This window comes from Microbacterium sp. UBA1612 (assembly GCF_002321605.1).
GTDB classification, from domain to species: Bacteria; Actinomycetota; Actinomycetes; order Actinomycetales; family Microbacteriaceae; genus Microbacterium; species Microbacterium luteum.
In genome coordinates this window covers 1-15,618 of the sequence record NZ_DCMW01000021.1, presented here as the reverse complement: position 1 = coordinate 15,618, position 15,618 = coordinate 1, and the positions used below count along the sequence as shown (strand labels likewise).

17 protein-coding genes and 1 tRNA gene are annotated in these 15,618 nt (G+C 69.8%); 9 read left to right on the top strand and 9 right to left on the bottom strand.

All coding sequences use genetic code 11. The annotated features are described in order from the left end of the window. The 5 genes from B3S45_RS09350 to B3S45_RS09330 all read right to left on the bottom strand — a co-directional run. The coding region (locus B3S45_RS09350) for a histidine kinase (protein WP_286720026.1) at positions 1-615 on the bottom strand (615 nt) is incomplete at its 3' end. 1 nt (position 616) lies between these two features. After that, entirely contained in the window at positions 617-1,453 is an 837-nt protein-coding gene (locus B3S45_RS09345; RefSeq protein ID WP_286720024.1) for an ABC transporter permease, read from the bottom strand. After that, the gene (locus B3S45_RS09340) at positions 1,450-2,325 is read right to left on the bottom strand and encodes an ABC transporter ATP-binding protein (RefSeq protein WP_286720023.1); all 876 of its coding nucleotides are present in this window, start codon (positions 2,323-2,325) and stop codon (positions 1,450-1,452) included. Before B3S45_RS09340 ends, B3S45_RS09345 begins: the two co-directional genes overlap by 4 nt. Before the next feature lie 82 nt (positions 2,326-2,407). Beyond that, the gene (locus tag B3S45_RS09335) at positions 2,408-3,598 is read right to left on the bottom strand and encodes a pyridoxal phosphate-dependent aminotransferase (protein ID WP_414683085.1); all 1,191 of its coding nucleotides are present in this window, start codon (positions 3,596-3,598) and stop codon (positions 2,408-2,410) included. Positions 3,599-3,698: 100 nt separating this feature from the next. Beyond that, on the bottom strand, positions 3,699-5,645 hold the full coding sequence (locus B3S45_RS09330; protein ID WP_286720021.1) for a choice-of-anchor G family protein: 1,947 nt from the start codon (positions 5,643-5,645) through the stop codon (positions 3,699-3,701). 386 nt (positions 5,646-6,031) lie between these two features. Between B3S45_RS09330 and B3S45_RS09325 the strand changes: the two genes are divergently transcribed. From B3S45_RS09325 to B3S45_RS09295, 7 genes are all read left to right on the top strand, one after another. Continuing rightward, a tRNA-Trp gene (locus B3S45_RS09325) sits at positions 6,032-6,104 on the top strand. A 49-nt stretch (positions 6,105-6,153) separates the two neighbouring features. Further along, entirely contained in the window at positions 6,154-6,435 is a 282-nt protein-coding gene (secE, locus tag B3S45_RS09320; protein ID WP_286720020.1) for a preprotein translocase subunit SecE, read from the top strand. Positions 6,436-6,472: 37 nt separating this feature from the next. Continuing rightward, the gene (nusG, locus tag B3S45_RS09315; protein WP_286720017.1) at positions 6,473-7,423 is read left to right on the top strand and encodes a transcription termination/antitermination protein NusG; all 951 of its coding nucleotides are present in this window, start codon (positions 6,473-6,475) and stop codon (positions 7,421-7,423) included. A 5-nt stretch (positions 7,424-7,428) separates the two neighbouring features. Further along, a complete protein-coding gene (locus tag B3S45_RS09310; protein ID WP_286720015.1) occupies positions 7,429-8,379 on the top strand; it encodes a DUF368 domain-containing protein in 951 nt (316 codons plus the stop codon). A 149-nt stretch (positions 8,380-8,528) separates the two neighbouring features. Continuing rightward, positions 8,529-8,960 (top strand): 50S ribosomal protein L11, encoded by a 432-nt coding sequence (gene rplK / locus B3S45_RS09305; RefSeq protein ID WP_286720013.1) that lies wholly within the window; start codon positions 8,529-8,531, stop codon positions 8,958-8,960. 2 nt (positions 8,961-8,962) lie between these two features. Next, positions 8,963-9,652 (top strand): 50S ribosomal protein L1, encoded by a 690-nt coding sequence (gene rplA, locus B3S45_RS09300; RefSeq protein ID WP_286720011.1) that lies wholly within the window; start codon positions 8,963-8,965, stop codon positions 9,650-9,652. 108 nt (positions 9,653-9,760) lie between these two features. Next, positions 9,761-10,294 carry a GNAT family N-acetyltransferase gene (locus tag B3S45_RS09295; protein WP_286720009.1) on the top strand — a complete coding sequence of 178 codons (534 nt, stop codon included), beginning with the start codon at positions 9,761-9,763 and terminating at the stop codon, positions 10,292-10,294. Here B3S45_RS09295 and B3S45_RS09290 read toward each other — a convergent pair. Genes B3S45_RS09290 through B3S45_RS09280 form a run of 3 tightly spaced genes read right to left on the bottom strand, consistent with a single transcriptional unit; the run spans position 10,287 to position 13,074 of the window. Further along, complete coding sequence (locus B3S45_RS09290; RefSeq protein WP_286720006.1) at positions 10,287-10,643, bottom strand: cupin domain-containing protein; 357 nt, start codon at positions 10,641-10,643, stop codon at positions 10,287-10,289. The two genes, B3S45_RS09295 and B3S45_RS09290, sit on opposite strands and share 8 nt — an antisense overlap. Then, on the bottom strand, positions 10,640-12,070 hold the full coding sequence (locus B3S45_RS09285; RefSeq protein WP_286720003.1) for an NAD(P)/FAD-dependent oxidoreductase: 1,431 nt from the start codon (positions 12,068-12,070) through the stop codon (positions 10,640-10,642). The genes B3S45_RS09290 and B3S45_RS09285 overlap by 4 nt, the downstream gene beginning before the upstream one ends. A gap of 23 nt (positions 12,071-12,093) precedes the next feature. Beyond that, positions 12,094-13,074 (bottom strand): NADP-dependent oxidoreductase, encoded by a 981-nt coding sequence (locus B3S45_RS09280; protein ID WP_414683084.1) that lies wholly within the window; start codon positions 13,072-13,074, stop codon positions 12,094-12,096. A gap of 133 nt (positions 13,075-13,207) precedes the next feature. On the opposite strand from B3S45_RS09280, the gene B3S45_RS09275 reads away from it, so the two are divergent. Beyond that, on the top strand, positions 13,208-13,921 hold the full coding sequence (locus tag B3S45_RS09275; protein WP_286719997.1) for a Pr6Pr family membrane protein: 714 nt from the start codon (positions 13,208-13,210) through the stop codon (positions 13,919-13,921). Here B3S45_RS09275 and B3S45_RS09270 read toward each other — a convergent pair. After that, positions 13,874-14,482 carry a YqaJ viral recombinase family protein gene (locus tag B3S45_RS09270; protein WP_286719994.1) on the bottom strand — a complete coding sequence of 203 codons (609 nt, stop codon included), beginning with the start codon at positions 14,480-14,482 and terminating at the stop codon, positions 13,874-13,876. The genes B3S45_RS09275 and B3S45_RS09270 overlap by 48 nt on opposite strands. A 105-nt stretch (positions 14,483-14,587) precedes the next feature. Between B3S45_RS09270 and B3S45_RS09265 the strand changes: the two genes are divergently transcribed. Beyond that, positions 14,588-15,535: a hypothetical protein gene (locus tag B3S45_RS09265; RefSeq protein WP_286719992.1), complete on the top strand. Its 948-nt coding sequence runs from the start codon at positions 14,588-14,590 to the stop codon at positions 15,533-15,535. Positions 15,536-15,618: the final 83 nt, after the last annotated feature.

Here is a 15,618-nt window from a genome sequence, read left to right as displayed (position 1 = left end):
GATGCCGGTGAGGCTCTGCGCGATCGTGTCGTGCAGCTCGCGAGCGAAGCGCTCGCGCTCCGCGGTGGCGCCGTGATCGCGGTGCAGCACCTCCAGCTCGCGCTGAGCATCGGTGAGCTGTTCGAGCAGGCGCGCCTTCTCCTCGCCGAAGCGCGCGATTCGGGTGATCCAGAGTCCGAGGGCGAGGCTGAAGGCGAGCGACACCGACACCGTCACGGCGGTCTGCAGCACCGCAGCGGGGCTCGTGCCGAGGCTCGCAAGGAACCCGGCGCCCACCGCCACCGCGATCCCGAGGTTGGCGACGATCGAGCGACGCGTCGACGGGGCGAGCGCCCAGACGATCGGGTAGGCGATGCACTGGCTGATCGCGAGCGTCGGATGGATGGCGGTCAGCCCGCCGGTGACCAGCACGGTGACGGCGAGGAAGACCGTCATCCGCGTGAAGTTCTCCCGCCGGTACGCCGGGCGCCCGATCGCGAGCCAGGCGGCCGCGAACGCGAGGAGGATCAGCAGCCCGGCCAGCTGCCGGGGGCCCGCGGCGGCGAACGCGACGATCACGGCGAGCACTGCGCTCGTTCCGAGGATCGCCAGATCCCACCACCGCGGGTCCTTCATGTCAGCTATCTTTCCGGATCCAGCGGAACGTGAGGCGTGCGAGCACCAGACCGAGGACGAGCCAGATGCCCGTCGCGAGCGCGACACCGACCAGGTTCCAGCTCTCACCCGGTTCGAAGGCCTCGAAGTTCTCCGGCAGGAATACGGCGCGCATGCCCTGAGCCAGCCACTTCAGCGGAAACACGCTCGCGACGTTCTGGAGCCAGTCGGGCAGGTCGCTGAAGCGCAGGTAGACGCCGGAGATGAACTGAAGGATCAGCACGATCGGGATGATCACGGCGGTGGCGCTCTTGCCGCTGCGCGGCAGGCTCGCCAGCCCGATTCCGAGGATCGCCGAGGTGGCGACGCCGAGGAAGAACACCCAGGCGAAGGTCGCCCAGCTCTCCGCATCCGTCGGCAGCGGCACCTGGAACGCGACGCCGGCGACGAGGATCAGGAGTGCCGCCTGCAGGATGCCGGTGACGAGCACCTGGCCGATCTTGCCGATGAAGTAGCTCATCGTCGGCAGCGGGGTTCCGGCCAGACGCTTGAGCGTGCCGTCGCTGCGCTCCATGGCGATGTCGATCGACATGTTCTGCAGCCCCGACAGCAGCACTCCCGCAGCGAGCATGCCGGGCAGGTAATAGGCGGCCGCCGTCACGGTCTCGCCGTCCGGGTCGAGCCCGAAGCTGGCTTCGCTGAACGCGACCGAGAAGATCGTGAGCATCACGAGCGGGAAGAGGAAGGTGAAGAAGACGGTGTCGCCCTGGCGGAAGTACATGGCGATCTCGTAGCGGATGCGCGCGAGGCCCAGGGGGACGGTGCGTCCCCGGCGAAGCGGTGCGGTGGCGATGGTCATGCGAGGGCCTCTTCCTGCAGCGCGGTCTCGCCGACGAGACCGAGATAGATGTCTTCCAGACTGGGACGGATCACTTCGAGACGGTCCGGCTCAGCGCCGCCGTTCGCGGCGACCAGTTCGGCGACGCGCGCCGCGGGCAGGTCGGTGTGCTCCTCGCGCACCTGGCCGTGCTCCATCCAGCGCACGATCGGAATCCGCGCCTCCGCGCCACCGAGCTCGTCGATGCGGCCGAGCGCGACGAGGCGCCCGCCCGCGACGATTCCGGCCCGGTCGCCGAGCTGGGCGGCCTCGTCGAGATAGTGGGTGGTGAGCAGGATCGTGGTGCCCTCGCGCTTCAGGTCGCGGATGAGCTCCCAGAACTGGCGACGCGCCTCGGGGTCGAAGCCGGTGGTCGGCTCGTCCAGGAACAGCAGCTCGGGGCGCCCGATCACGCCGAGGGCGACGTCGACGCGGCGGCGCTGGCCGCCGGAGAGCTTCTTGATCCGCACGTCCGCCTTCGACTCGAGGCCGACGGCGGCGATCACCTGCTCGACGTCGCGCGGGTTCGGGTACATTCCGGCGAACAGTCGCAGCTGCTCGCGCACGGTCGCGTTGCCCGTCTCGCCGCTGCTCTGCAGCACGATGCCGAGGCGGGCCTTCCAGGCGAGCCCGCCGTGCTGCGGGTCGACGCCCAGCACGCGCGCCTCCCCGCCGGTGCGGTCGCGGTAGCCCTCGAGGATCTCGATGGTCGTGCTCTTGCCGGCCCCGTTCGGGCCGAGCAGCGCGAAGGTCTCGCCGCGATGAATGTCGAAATCGAGGCCGCGCAGCGCGACCGCGCCGCCGCGATACACCTTGCGGAGATCGCGCACCTCCACCACTGTGTCCGTTGTCATGCCTCCACTCTGCTCGCACAGGGGAGCGCCGACAACGACGGACCGGTGGGTTCTCCCCTCCACCGATCGGTGGATGCGCGGTCTAGCCGAAGAGCTCCTGCAGGCGCGCGACGCCTTCCGCGATGTCGGCGTCACCGAGCGCGTAGCTGAAGCGCAGGTAGCCGCTGGGTCCGAAGGCCTCGCCGGGGACGGCGGCGACCTCCGCCTTCTCCAGGATCAGGTCGGCGAGTTCGAGGCTCGTGGTCGGCGTGACGCCGGCCCATTCGCGGCCGAGCAGGCCCGAGACATCCGGGTACACGTAGAAGGCGCCCTGCGGGAGCGGAACGGTGACGCCGTCGATCGCGCCGAGCCCGGCGACGATCGCGCGGCGACGGCGGTCGAACGCCAGGCGCATCTCGTCCACCGCGTCCTGCGGCCCGGTGAGGGCGGCGAGCGCGGCGCGCTGGGAGATGTTGGAGACGTTCGAGCTGAGGTGCGACTGCAGGTTCGCTGCCGCGGTGATCGCGTCCTTCGGTCCGACCATCCAGCCGAGCCGCCAGCCGGTCATCGCGTAGGTCTTGGCGACGCCGTTGACGAGGATGGTGCGGTCGGCGAGCGCGGGCGTCGCCTCCGCGATCGAGGCGGCGCGCACACCGTCGTAGACGAGGTTCTGGTAGATCTCGTCGCTGATCACCCAGAGCCCGTGCTCCTCGGCCCAGGCGCCGATCGCGGCCGTCTGCTCGGGCGAGTAGACGGAGCCGGTGGGGTTCGACGGCGAGACGAACAGCAGCACCTTGGTGCGGGGGGTGCGCGCGGCTTCGAGCTGCTCGACGGTCACCAGGTAGTTCTGGTCGGCTCCCGCGAACACCTCGACCGGCACACCGCCGGCCAGGGCGATCGCCTCCGGATAGGTGGTCCAGTACGGCGCCGGAAGGAGCACCTCGTCGCCCGGATCGAGCAGTGTGGCGAAGGCCTGGTACACGGCCTGCTTGCCGCCGTTGGTGACGATCACCTGCGAAGGGTCCACCTCGAGGGAGGAGTCGCGCAGCGTCTTGGCGGCGATCGCCTCGCGCAGCTCGGGCAGACCTGCCGCGGGCGTGTAGCGGTGGTTCTTGGGGTCGCGTGCGGCGGCGACGGCCGCATCGACGACGTACTCGGGCGTGGGGAAGTCCGGTTCACCCGCCGCGAAGCTGATCACGGGCCGACCGGCGGCCTTGAGCTGCTTGGCCTTGGCGTCGACCTTGAGGGTCGCGGACTCGGCGATGGATCCGATGCGGTGAGAAACGCGCTGCACGAGGCCCAGCCTACTCGGCTGGGCCTCGTCGGGGGGAGCGGAGCCGGAGCCTCCTACCCCCAGGCGACTCCGGCTCCGTGGTTCCCGGCGCTCGTTTGGATCAGCCGAGCGCCGCACCGCCGTGGGTCCGGCGGTGGTGTGCGATCAGCAGCGCGCTGCCGACGATCAGGAGACCGAGGATGATCGACGCGAGGAGCGCGATCCCGACGCCGGTCTGGGCGAGATTGGCGATGCTGGTGCCCGGAAGGCCCTCCGACCCCGGGTTGTCGCCGCCGCCCCCGTCACCGCCGCCGCCGTTGCCGCCGCCTCCTCCTCCGCTGCCGCAGTCGGTGAGGCACTCCGGCTCTGCGGTGCTGCCGGTGTTCGGACCGACGGTCGCCGAGGCGAGATTCAGCGTCGCAAGCTCTCCTCCGTCGAGCACCCCGACGCGAACTGCCGTCTGCGTGAAGTACGGGTCGTCCGCGGGCGCTGTCCCGGCGGGGCCGGCCTGCGAGGTGTCCTGGACGTTCACGGTGATCGACACGATGCTGGTCAGCAGGTCCTGCACCGACGAGGAGTCGTCGAGCAGCGCGTCGAGCGCCGGATCCACCAGATTCAGATTCAGGGCGTCGACGAGGTCGGAGATCGCCCCATCGCCGAGCAGACGTTCGCTCAGAAGATCGCCGATCGCGCCGATGAAGAGGTTGGCGTTGACGCGGATCGGCACGCTCAGCACCTGGGCCGAGATCTCGGCGTCGACGCCCACCCCGCTCACGAGCTCGTCGACGGTCGCGGAGATGTCGAGAACCAGACTTGTCGTGAGGGGATCCAGCAAGGTCGTCTCGTCATGGCAGACGAGCTCCTGAACGATCTTGTCGACGGTGCCGGTGACGGCGCCGAGGAGTCCGCCCAGCACGGGCACCTGGATCACCCGCTCGACGGTCGTGCAGACCTCTTTGACCACGGGGGCCTGAGCGACGTTGACGATGAGGTCGGCGTGCACGTCAACCTTGAGGTCGCGGATGACGTCCTCCACCTTCGCGACGACGTCGTCGGCGAGGCCCGCCACGGTGTCAGCGATGGTGCGAAGGACCTGCGAGATCACAGCGTCGGTGAGCAGCTCAGTGTTCACCGGCAGGTTGTTGAGGCTCCCGACGTAGTGCTCCAGATCGACCGAGACGGCTCCCGTCTCGAGGTTGAAGGAGATGCCGCCGTCGCCGTACGCGGCGGTCAGGATCGCCGACACCGCGCTGCGGAGCTGGCTCGCGTCGATCGTCGCCGAGACGTTCGCGTTCGTCCCGACCAGATTGAGTGCGGGGTTGAGGTCGGCGACGAGGGCGGAGACCAGCTCGAGCAGGTCGCCGTCGCTGCCGGTGAGGCTGTCGATCTCGTCGATGACGACGTCGAGTGAGCGGTTCACCTTGTCGGTCAGCTGCGCGATCGCAGGGCTCGAGAACGTGAGCGTCGCGCCGGCGATGCGGTAATCGCCGTCAGAGCCGGAGGCGTCGCGCTCCGCTCGCGCGGCGATCGCGTCCAGCTCGAGGCTGAGATCTGCGATCGTGTCGGCGAACGCGGAGCCGACGAGGGCCTGAAGGTCGATGGTGGCAGATCCGTCGGGAATGGACGCGTCCGAGCCGAGCCCGAGTCCTCCATCGCTGGTGATGGCACCCGAAGCGCCGACCGCTGCCGCCGGATCAGCGGTGGCGAACTGCGAGACGGCGCCGATGTCGATCGCGTCGGTGAGAGGGATGGTGATGGGGCTTCCGGTGCCGATGGTGACGGCGCTCAGCGCCGTCACGGAGAACGGATGGATCTCACGTTGCGTCGACTCGGTTCCGTCGTTGAACGCTTGCGCGACGTCGACGCTGACGAGTGCGTCCAGGGAGGTCCCTGCAACGGTTCCCGTGAGGAACCGGCCTTCGGCGAAGCTCGCGTCCTCATGGCTTTCGAGCGACGCGGATGTCGCGGCATGCGCCGCCGGCGCGGCCGCGAAGAGCGCTCCCGCGAGCGCAAGGACTCCGACCCCCGCGATCGCGCGGGGGGTGCGCGAGTGATGTGTGGTGAACACGATGTCTGCCTTCCTGATCCAAAAGTGCGGACGCGGAAGCATCAATCGCGGCGGGAGTCGCCAACGAAGGCCCCCTGGGGAGGTCGCGCCTCCCCCGGGGGTCTTCATTGGGCGAACGACCTCTGCCTGATCTCAGCTTCGTTTCGCCCGGTGCGGTGTTGCGTTGTGGTCGGCGGAGTTGGTGGCTCCGCCGTTACGGGAAGAGACAGACCAGTCCACCCGCCATGACGCCACTTCGCAGGATTTTTTTCGGACGGTTCTCGGAGCATTCAGCGCCGCCCACGGGACGCTCTGTCGGGATGCCGTACACTGGTCGCGGTGGTGGAAATCGCCAAGCTTCGTCATGCCCGGGAACGGTCGCGACGGGCGGTGATTCCCGGCACTGTAGGGCGGTAGCTCAATTGGCAGAGCAGCGGTCTCCAAAACCGCAGGTTGCAGGTTCGATTCCTGTCCGCCCTGCGAGATCTCGGGTCTTCCCCGGGATTCAGCGGCCGAAAGGTGGAGAAAAGTGGCACGCAAGGTGGTCGACGATCCGAGTGAGGACCTCGTCGCGAGTGCCAAGCGGGATCGCGCCGAACGGCGAGGGCCGTTTGCGCGCGTCGCACTCTTCATCCGTCAGGTCATCAACGAACTCAAGAAGGTCGTCACCCCGACGCGCCGCGAGTTGATCAGCTTCACCGGAGTCGTTCTGGTGTTCGTCGTCATCATGATGGGGATCATCTATGGACTCGACTACGGCTTCGGCTGGCTCGTGTCCTGGGTGTTCGGCGACGGCAGCTACTTCGGCTGATCTGTCGTCTCGACCTAATTTCAAGGAAAGAAGCACCGTGAGCCAAGAAGAGCGCCGCGACATCGATCTCGCGACGGCCGCCGAGCAGTCGTCCGAGGAGGACGAGGCCCAGGAGGGCAACGTTCTCGAGCACGAGGAGCACTCCGTCGACGCCGCCGAACACACGGCGATCCATGTCGTCGAGGATGAGGACGTCGAGTCCGACCTCGAGAGCCTCCTTGACGCGCTCGACGCGGCCGCCGATCCCGAGGCTGACGCCGTCGTGGACGACGCGCTCGACATCGACTCCGCCGACGAGGCCGACGCCGCCGTCGAGGCGACCGATGACGAGGCCACCGACGACGCCGAGGCCGAGGAGGAGACCGAGGTCGACCCCTACGAGGAGTTCCGCGCCGAGCTCCGCTCTAAGCCGGGCAAGTGGTACGTCATCCACTCCTACGCGGGCTTCGAGAAGCGCGTCAAGCAGAACATCGAGTCGCGCCGTCAGTCGATGGGCATGGAGGACTTCGTCTTCGAGGTCCAGGTGCCGATGGAGGACGTCGTCGAGATCAAGAACGGGCAGCGCAAGCTCGTGACTCGCGTGCGCATCCCGGGCTACGTGCTCGTGCGCATGTTCCTCAACGAGGACAGCTGGTCCGTCGTGCGTCACACCCCCGGGGTCACCGGCTTCGTCGGCAACAGCCACAACCCGACGCCGCTGCGCTTCGAGGAGGCCTTCAACATGCTGAAGAGCCTGGTCCAGGTCGTCGAGGCTCCGACCAAGCCGGGCACCGCCGCCAAGGGCGGTCAGCCCGCCGCGCGCGTCATCCCCGCCGAGGTCGACTTCGAGATCGGCGAGACGATCACGATCAAGGAGGGCTCGTTCGCGGGTCTTCCCGGCACGATCAGCGAGATCAAGCCCGAGAGCGGCAAGCTCACGGTGCTCGTGTCGCTGTTCGAGCGCGAGACGCCGGTCGAGCTCAGCTTCGACCAGGTGACGAAGCTCTGAGTCGCGTGACCTCGCTCGCGGGCGTCGGCATCGACGTCGTGCGCGGGGCGCTCATCGGAACGGCGGAAGTCGTTCCGGGCGTCAGCGGCGGCACGATCGCGCTCATCGTGGGCGTCTACGACCGGCTGATCGGCTCGGCCGCGGCCGTGGTTCGGGGAACGCTGTCCGCCGTCATCGACGTGCCCTCGGGTCGTGGACTCGCGCGCGCACGCGGTCACTTCGCCGACGTCAGCTGGCGCGTCATCCTTCCGGTCCTCGCCGGCATGGCGACGGCGGTGCTGGTGGCCTCCGCGCTGCTGGCTCCCGCGATCGAGTCGTTCCCGGTCGAGACGCGTGCCGTGTTCGTCGGCCTCATCCTCGCCTCGCTCATCGTGCCGATCCGCATGGTCGGACGCTGGGGTGCGCGCGAGGTTCTTCTCGGGGCCCTCGCGACGGTCCTCGCCTTCGTGCTGACCGGTCTTCCGGCCGCGGGGGAGGCGCAGCCGCAACTCTGGATCGTGGCGGTCGCCGCCGCGATCGCCGTGTGCGCGCTCGTGCTTCCGGGCGTCTCCGGTTCCTTCCTGCTGCTCGCGATGGGGCTCTACGCTCCGACGCTGGCCGCTGTCAATGACCGCGACCTCGTCTACCTCGGCGTCTTCGCGCTGGGTGCCGTCCTCGGGCTGGGGAGCTTCGTGCCGCTGCTGCAGTGGCTGCTGGAGCGCCGGCGCCGGGTGACGCTCGCCGTCATGACGGGCCTGATGCTCGGCTCGCTGCGCGCGCTGTGGCCGTGGCAGACGGAGGATGGCGGCGTGCTGGCCCCCGTTGCCGAGCAGCTGCCCCTCGTGATCGCGCTGGTGATCGCCGGCGCCGCACTCGTCGTCGCGCTGCTGGTGGCCGAGTCCCGCCTGGTGCGTCGTCACGTGGCGAGCGGCCCGGACGTGCTGGCCGAGAGCTCCGTCAGCGGCCCGACCGAGTAGTGCTCGCGCCTCGCGGCGCCCGCCGGATTCCGGTATGCTGACCTGTCGGCTGTGTCGTCCTCGACGCACGCCATCAATCCCTCACCCCACTCCAGGTTCGCTGGCGTGGCGGGAGCGCGTCCGTCGGACGCTCGACAGAAAGAAGAGCAATGGCACCGAAGAAGAAGGTGACCGGCCTGATCAAGCTCCAGATCAACGCCGGCGCCGCGAACCCCGCGCCGCCCATCGGCCCCGCGCTGGGTCAGCACGGCGTGAACATCATGGAGTTCTGCAAGGCCTACAACGCGGCGACCGAGTCGCAGCGTGGCAACGTCATCCCGGTTGAGATCACCGTGTACGAGGACCGCTCGTTCACGTTCATCCTCAAGACCCCGCCCGCCGCGGAGCTCATCAAGAAGGCTGCCGGCGTCGCGAAGGGCTCCGGCACGCCGCACACCGTCAAGGTGGCGAAGCTCACCAAGGACCAGGTTCGCGCGATCGCCGAGCAGAAGCAGGCTGACCTCAACGCGAACGACGTCGAGGCGGCCATGAAGATCATCGCGGGCACCGCCCGTTCGATGGGAATCACGGTGGAGGCGTAATCATGGCGAAGAATTCCAAGGCCTACCGCGCCGCCCTCGACAAGCTCGAGCCCGGCAAGTTCTACGGTCCCGACGAGGCTGTCGCCGTCGTCCGCGAGACCGGTTCCGCCAAGTTCAACTCGACCGTCGAGGTCGCGATGAAGCTCGGCGTCGACCCGCGCAAGGCGGACCAGATGGTCCGCGGCACGGTCATCCTGCCGCACGGCACGGGCAAGACCGCGCGCGTCATCGTGTTCGCGACCGGCGCGGCCGCCGAAGCGGCGATCGCCGCGGGCGCCGACGAGGTCGGCGGTGCCGAGCTCATCGAGAAGGTCGCCGCTGGCTACACCAGCTTCGACTCCGCGGTCTCGACCCCCGAGCTCATGGGTCAGGTCGGTCGTCTCGGCAAGGTGCTCGGTCCGCGTGGTCTGATGCCGAACCCGAAGACCGGCACCGTGACCCCCGACACGGCCAAGGCCGTCTCGGAGATCAAGGGCGGAAAGATCGAGTTCCGCGTCGACAAGCACTCCAACGTGCACTTCGTGATCGGCAAGGCGGCGTTCACGACCGAGCAGCTCGCGGCCAACTTCCACGCCGCGCTCGAGGAGATCCAGCGGATCAAGCCGAGCTCGTCGAAGGGCCGCTACATCCAGAAGGCGTCGCTCTCGACGACCTTCGGTCCCGGGGTTCCGCTCGACGTCAGCGCGCTCTAGCTCGCTCGTCGGGCGACACGACCTGTTGTCACCCGCACCACAGCAAACGCACCACCGGAAGGGGTCCGCACTCGCGGGCCCCTTCCGTGCATTCCCGGAGAGGATCCGATGACCGTCACGGTTCGTCCCGCCCGCGCGAGTGACGCGAATGCTCTCGCGGTGCTCGCCGCCATCACCTTCCCGCTCGCGTGCCCGCCGCACACCACCGAGGCCTCGAAGCGGGCCTTCATCGCGCAGCACCTCAGCCGCACGAGCTTCGACGGCTACCTCGCCGATCCGGAGCGGCGGCTGTTCGTCGCCGAATCCGACGGTCCGCTGCTCGGCTACACGATGCTCGTGGCGGGAGAGCCGAGTGACGCCGACGTGGCGGCGGCGGTCGCGACCCGGCCGACGATCGAGCTGTCCAAGTGCTACGTGCATCCCGACGCTCACGGCGGCGGCATCGCTGCCGAGCTGATGCGCGCGAGCCTCGCGGCGGCCGCCGAGCTGATGGTGAGATCGGTGTGGCTCGGCGTCAACCAGGAGAACGCCCGGGCGCAGCGCTTCTACGGCAGGCACGGCTTCGCGGTCGTCGGCGCCAAGCGGTTCCGGGTCGGCGACCGCGACGAGAGCGACTTCGTGATGGAGCTCGAGCTCAGCTGACCACGAGCTTGCGGATGCGCTGCCGCACCGTCCACACGGTGCGGTCGCCCGCGGTGAGCTGCACGAGCACGCCCGGGGCGAGCTCGACGCTCGGCCGCCCGTCCTCGAACGCGACCGTGGCCCGTCCGTCGAGGACGACGAACACCTCATCGACTTCGACGTCGCGCATCCCGCCGGTGGTCATCTCCCACACGCCGAGCTCCGCCTCGCCGAGCGTGCCGAGCACCGCGTAGCCGGTCTCCGGCTCGCCCGCGGTGCGCTGCGCCGCCGGAACGGGCTCGAACTCGAGCGGCAGCGCCGCCAGGTCGAGCGCGACTCCCGCCGGGAGCTCCGGCACGGGCGCGCTCACGAGTCGAATCCGAGGCCGAGCGCGTCGAGCGTGCGCAGCAGCAGGTTGCGGCGGCCGCCGTGATGGTCGGCCTGGTCCAGCGACCAGCGGGTCGCCTGGATGCCCATGCTCGCGATCGGCTCCGGCGGGAACGGCGGCGGCAGCTCGCGCATCATGCGCGTCTCGGTGCGTTCCGTCTGGAGCCCGTCGAGCCGGTCGAGCATGACCTCGGCGGCGAAGCGGCTCGCGCCGACCCCGAGGCCGGTGAAGCCGAGCGCCGCGGCGACGCGTCCGGCGCGCGCGAGTCGCACGTAGGCGCAGAAGCGCGTGGAGGTGTCGATCGGCCCGGCCCAGCGGTGCGCGAACCGCACCTCCTCCAGCTGCGGGAAGGTGGTGAAGAAGTGGCTGGCGAGCTTGCGGAAGCTCGCGGGGCGGTCTTCATAGGATTCGCGGATCCGGCCGCCGGCGAAGTAGACGGCGTCGTATCCGCCGAACAGGATGCGGTTGTCGCGGGTGAGCCGGTAGTAGTGGAACTGGTTGGCGACATCGCCGAGCCCCTGTCGGCCCAGCCAGCCGATCGACTCGCGCTGCGCGGCCGTGAGCGGCTCCGTCATCAGCACGTAGTCGTAGACCGGGACGGTCATCAGCCGGTCGCGCACGAGCAGGCTGGGGAATGCGTTGGTGGCCAGCGCCACTCGCTCGGCGGTGACGCTGCCCTGCGCGGTTCGCACGACCATCCGGTCGCCGTCGGCATCCAGCCCCGTCGCGGGGCTGTGCTCGAAGATCTCGACGCCGAGCTCTTCCGCGGCGCGAGCGAGGCCCTCTGACAGCTTCCCGGGGTGCACGAGGGCGAGCGAGTCGCCGCTCGTCACGACGCCGCCGAGGTAGGTGGGCGAGTCGACGAGCGCCCGCGCGCCGAGCGCCGTCACCCGGTGGCGTCCGGGCTCGTTCGCCATGTCGTCGAGCCACTCGAGCTGGTGCTCCTCGGTCGCCACGTCGAGCCCGCCGACGCGCTCGAACTCGGCGTCGACGGTCAGCTCCTCCAGGTCGCGCTCGAAGCCGGCGAGGTTCTCGAGGCCGAGCCGTTCGAGGGTCTCGAACTCCTCCGGCCAGCGCGAGCGCCCGTTCTCGGCCCCGTGGGTGAGGCTCGCATCGCAGAAGCCGCCGTTGCGACCGGACGCAGCCCAGCCGATCCGCTTCGCCTCCAGCAGCACGACACGGCGCCCCGGGTCGCGCCGCTTGGCGCGCACCGCGGTCCACAGCCCGGTGAGTCCGCCGCCGACGATGACGAGGTCGGTCCGCATGGCGCTGCGCAGTCGGGGCCGCTCGGCGCGCGCGCCGAGATCCTCGATCCACGGCACAGCCGGGCGGGAGGGGGCCAGCGCCGAGTCGAGCAGCGAGTCCGGCCAGGTGGTGCGGTCGAACACCGTCGGCCTGTGGCGTGTCATGCCTGAACTGTAATGCGCGGCCGTCAGTTCTCGGCGACGTGCAGCACGATCTTGCCGCGCGTGTGTCCGGACTCGATCTGACGGTGCGCCGCGGGGGCCTCCGCCAGGTCGAACACCTGCTCGACCGCGACGCGCACGTCGCCCGAATCGAGCAGTCGCGAGATCACGGCGAGCGTGGCGCCGTTCGGCGAGACGCGATAACCGGTGCCGCGCACACCGGCCGCCTCGCAGTCCTCGGCGAGGGTCGGCCAGCTTCCGGTCGGAGCGTTGACGATGATGCCGCCGGGCCGCAGCACCTTCAGCGAGCGGGTTGCGGTGTCGTCGCTGACGTTGCCGATCAGATCGATGACCGCATCCACGGGGGCGAGCTCCTCCTCGAAGCGCACCGCGGTGTAGTCGATCACCTCGGCGGCGCCGAGACTGCGCAGCCAGTCCGCGTTCTGGGCCGAGCCGGTCGCGATGACGTGAGCTCCGAAGTAGGAGGCGAACTGCACGGCGAAGTGCCCGACGCCGCCGGCGCCCGCATGGATCAGCATGCGCTGGCCCTCGTGCGCACGAGCGGTCTCGACGACCATGCCCCAGGCGGTGAGGGCGGCCAGCGGCACCGCCGCGGCCTCGACGTGCGAGAGCGTCGCGGGCTTCCGCACCAGGCTGAGCTCGCTGACGCTGAGGTACTCCGCGTACGCGCCCTGCACGCGCGGCACGGTCGTCATGCCGTACACCTCGGTGCCGGGCTGCAGCGGATGCGCCTCGTAGGGCGCCTCGACGACGACGCCGCTGAAGTCGTTGCCGAGCACGACCGGGAAGCTCTGGATTGCCGGGAATCCGCCGCGACCGGCGCGCGTCTTCACGTCGATCGGGTTGACACCGGCGGCGACCACCCGGACCAGAACTTCAGCGTTCGTTCGGATGGGTCGTGCGAGTTCGGTGAGTTCGAGCACGCCCGCGTCCCCCGACTGGGACATCGTCATCGCGCGCATCGTTGAAGGCTTTGTGTCGTGCATGGTAGAGAACAGTCAAGTTTGTTGATGATTCCGTGATGTTTCGGACATGTCACGGTGTCGGAAATGTTCGTCGCGGGCGCGCGGCGCTACGCTCGACGCGAGCGCGGGGGTCGCGCCGGGGAGGAACGCACCGATGCGAATCGCATTCACCGTCATCCGAGCGATCGTTGCGGCGGCGATCGCGGCGGCGATCATCGGCCAGCTGGTCACGTCGATTGACTTCTGGACTCAGGATCCGGCCGCCGACATTCCGTTCCTGCTGCTCGGCTTCTTCAGCTTCTTCACGATCGAGTCGAACGTGCTCAGCGTCGTCGTGCTCGGTATCGGCGCGGTGCTGCTGCTGGTGGGCCGCGGGGAGGATCCGCGCTGGTTCGCGCTGGTGCGCGTCTCGGTCGTCACCTACATGGCGGTCACCGGGATCGTCTACAACCTGCTGCTGCGCGGGGTCGAACTGCCGCAGGGCAGCACGCTCGGCTGGTCGAACGAGATCCTGCACGTGGTCGGCCCGCTCTACCTCGTGCTCGACTGGCTGTTCGCGCCGGGGCGCGCCCCGCTGCCGTGGTCGACGGTGCGCACGATCGTCGTGTTCCCGATCGTCTGGGCCGCCTACACCCTGCTGCGCGGGCCGTTCGCGATCGACAGCCGCACCGGCGAGCCGTGGTACCCGTACCCGTTCCTCAACCCGACCGTGTCGGCGAACGGCTACTTCTCCGTCGCCTTCTATGTGGTGATGATCGCGGTCATCATCGCGGTGACCGGCGCGGGCGCCGTGTGGATCTCGCGCCGGGGGCTCGCGACGTCAGGCGCGGAGCGCGTCAAGCAGCTCGTCGGCGAGCTCGACGAGTGAGCGGATCTGCGTCTCGTCGCGGTCGACCCACCGGCACTGCGGCTCACGGCCGACCGGTACGAAGTCGCGGTGCTGCTCCCACACGACGAGAGTGCGCTCGGCTCCGAGCACGTACTGCTGCCACCAGACCTGGCGCAGGTACGAGCGCGGAATCGTCGTCCAGGCGCTGCTGGTCGTCTTGATCTCGCACAGCTCAACGCGTCCGTCGCGCTCGCGCAGGCCGTCCGGCGTCGCGAGATGCAGCGGATTGCCGGCTGCATGGAACAGCGAGGCACTCGCCGTCATCTGGTAGACCCGCGACGCCCAGGCGGCGATCTCGGGCTCGCGGCGGCGCCCGTGCTCGGTATAGGCGTTGCCGCGGAATCCCGATCCGGAGGTCTTCTCGCGGGCGAGTGCCGCGATCGCACGACGGCTGCCGAGGCGGGCCGCATCGCTCGCGGTCACCCCGCGCGAGCGGGCGCGGAACCAGGCCACGCGGTCCCGCCCATCGGTGACGACACGGTCGCGGTGGTGCGGCGCAGGCTCGTCCCAGAGCGACAGGACGGGATGCGAAGCGGACACCACCCCATTGTGACCCCCGTCCGGCGCGCCGCGAGCGTCGCACGCCGCGCGCCGAGGGGGAGGTAACGTCAGATTCAGCCCGACGACCCGGAACCAAGGACTGACATGCGCGCCTTCCCTCCCGCGACCGCGATGGCGGCGCGCCGCCTGGCGGTCGGGGCCGCACTGCTGGCGGCGACGCTCACGGCAGGCCCGGTGGCGGCCACGGCGGCGCCCGGCACGGCGGGGAGTCTCGGATCGGTGCCCGACGAGGTCGAGGAGTACATCACCGAGGGTGACCTGCTGGCCGACCTGCGCGATGTGTACGGCTTGGACGCGAGCGGCGAGCGCGGCACCGACTTCACCGACGAGACGGAGACGGGCGAGATCGTTCGCGTGTTCGCGTGGACCGACGACTACCTCGCCGGGGTCGATACCGAGGACGTCGTGCGCCTGCTGAACGAATGGATCGTCCCGGTGCTCGTCGACGAGGAGCCGGTGGGGCTGGCCACCGTGTGGATTCAGCCGGAGACGGTGCTCCCCGAACTCGCGGCCTTCGTCCCCGATCCGGAGCTCGCGACCGCGCTCTCGGAGGTGCCCGCCAAGGCCTCGCTCGTGCACGACGAGGGCGCCGACGCCTGGTTCGCGCTGGAAGGCGACACCCTGACGCCGCTGGTGCCCGGACGCTCCGGGCTGGAGAGCCCCGCTCCGCTTGACGTCGTGGCGATCGTGCCGCCCGCCGAGGAGGCGGCGCCGGAGGCGACCGGCACGGGGGTTCCGATCGCGGCAGGCGCCGTGGTGCTGCTGCTCGCGGCGATCGCGATCGCGCTGCTGCTGCCGAAACGGCTGAGCCCGACGCGCCGCACCGGCCGCCCCGATGCCGACGGCTCCGACGATCACTCGCCGGTGCCGGGTGGGGACGACGCGACGGTGCTCCGGCCCCAGCAGAGCCTCGCGCGAACGGGGCGGGCGATCCAGCGCGCCGCGGAGCGCGACGAGGCGACGGCCGCGCGTCCGCCCGTGAAACCGCACACCCCGCGCCTCGGTCGTGAGCTGAAGCGGCGCCGCAGCTAGGCGCACCGGGGCGGGCGGGCATCCATCGTCGACTCCGGTTTGCGCGCGTGGGTCGCGTCCCGTAGTCTTGCGGAGGCCGAAGA

What these genes read in the sequence shown, in the direction of transcription:
- B3S45_RS09285 (WP_286720003.1), bottom strand. Translation starts at nt 12,070, where the DNA reads ATGACACGCCACAGGCCGACGGTGTTCGACCGCACCACCTGGCCGGAC.
- B3S45_RS09275 (WP_286719997.1), top strand. Translation starts at nt 13,208, where the DNA reads ATGCGAATCGCATTCACCGTCATCCGAGCGATCGTTGCGGCGGCGATC.
- B3S45_RS09265 (WP_286719992.1), top strand. Translation starts at nt 14,588, where the DNA reads ATGCGCGCCTTCCCTCCCGCGACCGCGATGGCGGCGCGCCGCCTGGCG.
- rplA (WP_286720011.1), top strand. Translation starts at nt 8,963, where the DNA reads ATGGCGAAGAATTCCAAGGCCTACCGCGCCGCCCTCGACAAGCTCGAG.
- B3S45_RS09345 (WP_286720024.1), bottom strand. Translation starts at nt 1,453, where the DNA reads ATGACCATCGCCACCGCACCGCTTCGCCGGGGACGCACCGTCCCCCTG.
- B3S45_RS09280 (WP_414683084.1), bottom strand. Translation starts at nt 13,074, where the DNA reads ATGCACGACACAAAGCCTTCAACGATGCGCGCGATGACGATGTCCCAG.
- rplK (WP_286720013.1), top strand. Translation starts at nt 8,529, where the DNA reads ATGGCACCGAAGAAGAAGGTGACCGGCCTGATCAAGCTCCAGATCAAC.
- B3S45_RS09295 (WP_286720009.1), top strand. Translation starts at nt 9,761, where the DNA reads ATGACCGTCACGGTTCGTCCCGCCCGCGCGAGTGACGCGAATGCTCTC.
- B3S45_RS09340 (WP_286720023.1), bottom strand. Translation starts at nt 2,325, where the DNA reads ATGACAACGGACACAGTGGTGGAGGTGCGCGATCTCCGCAAGGTGTAT.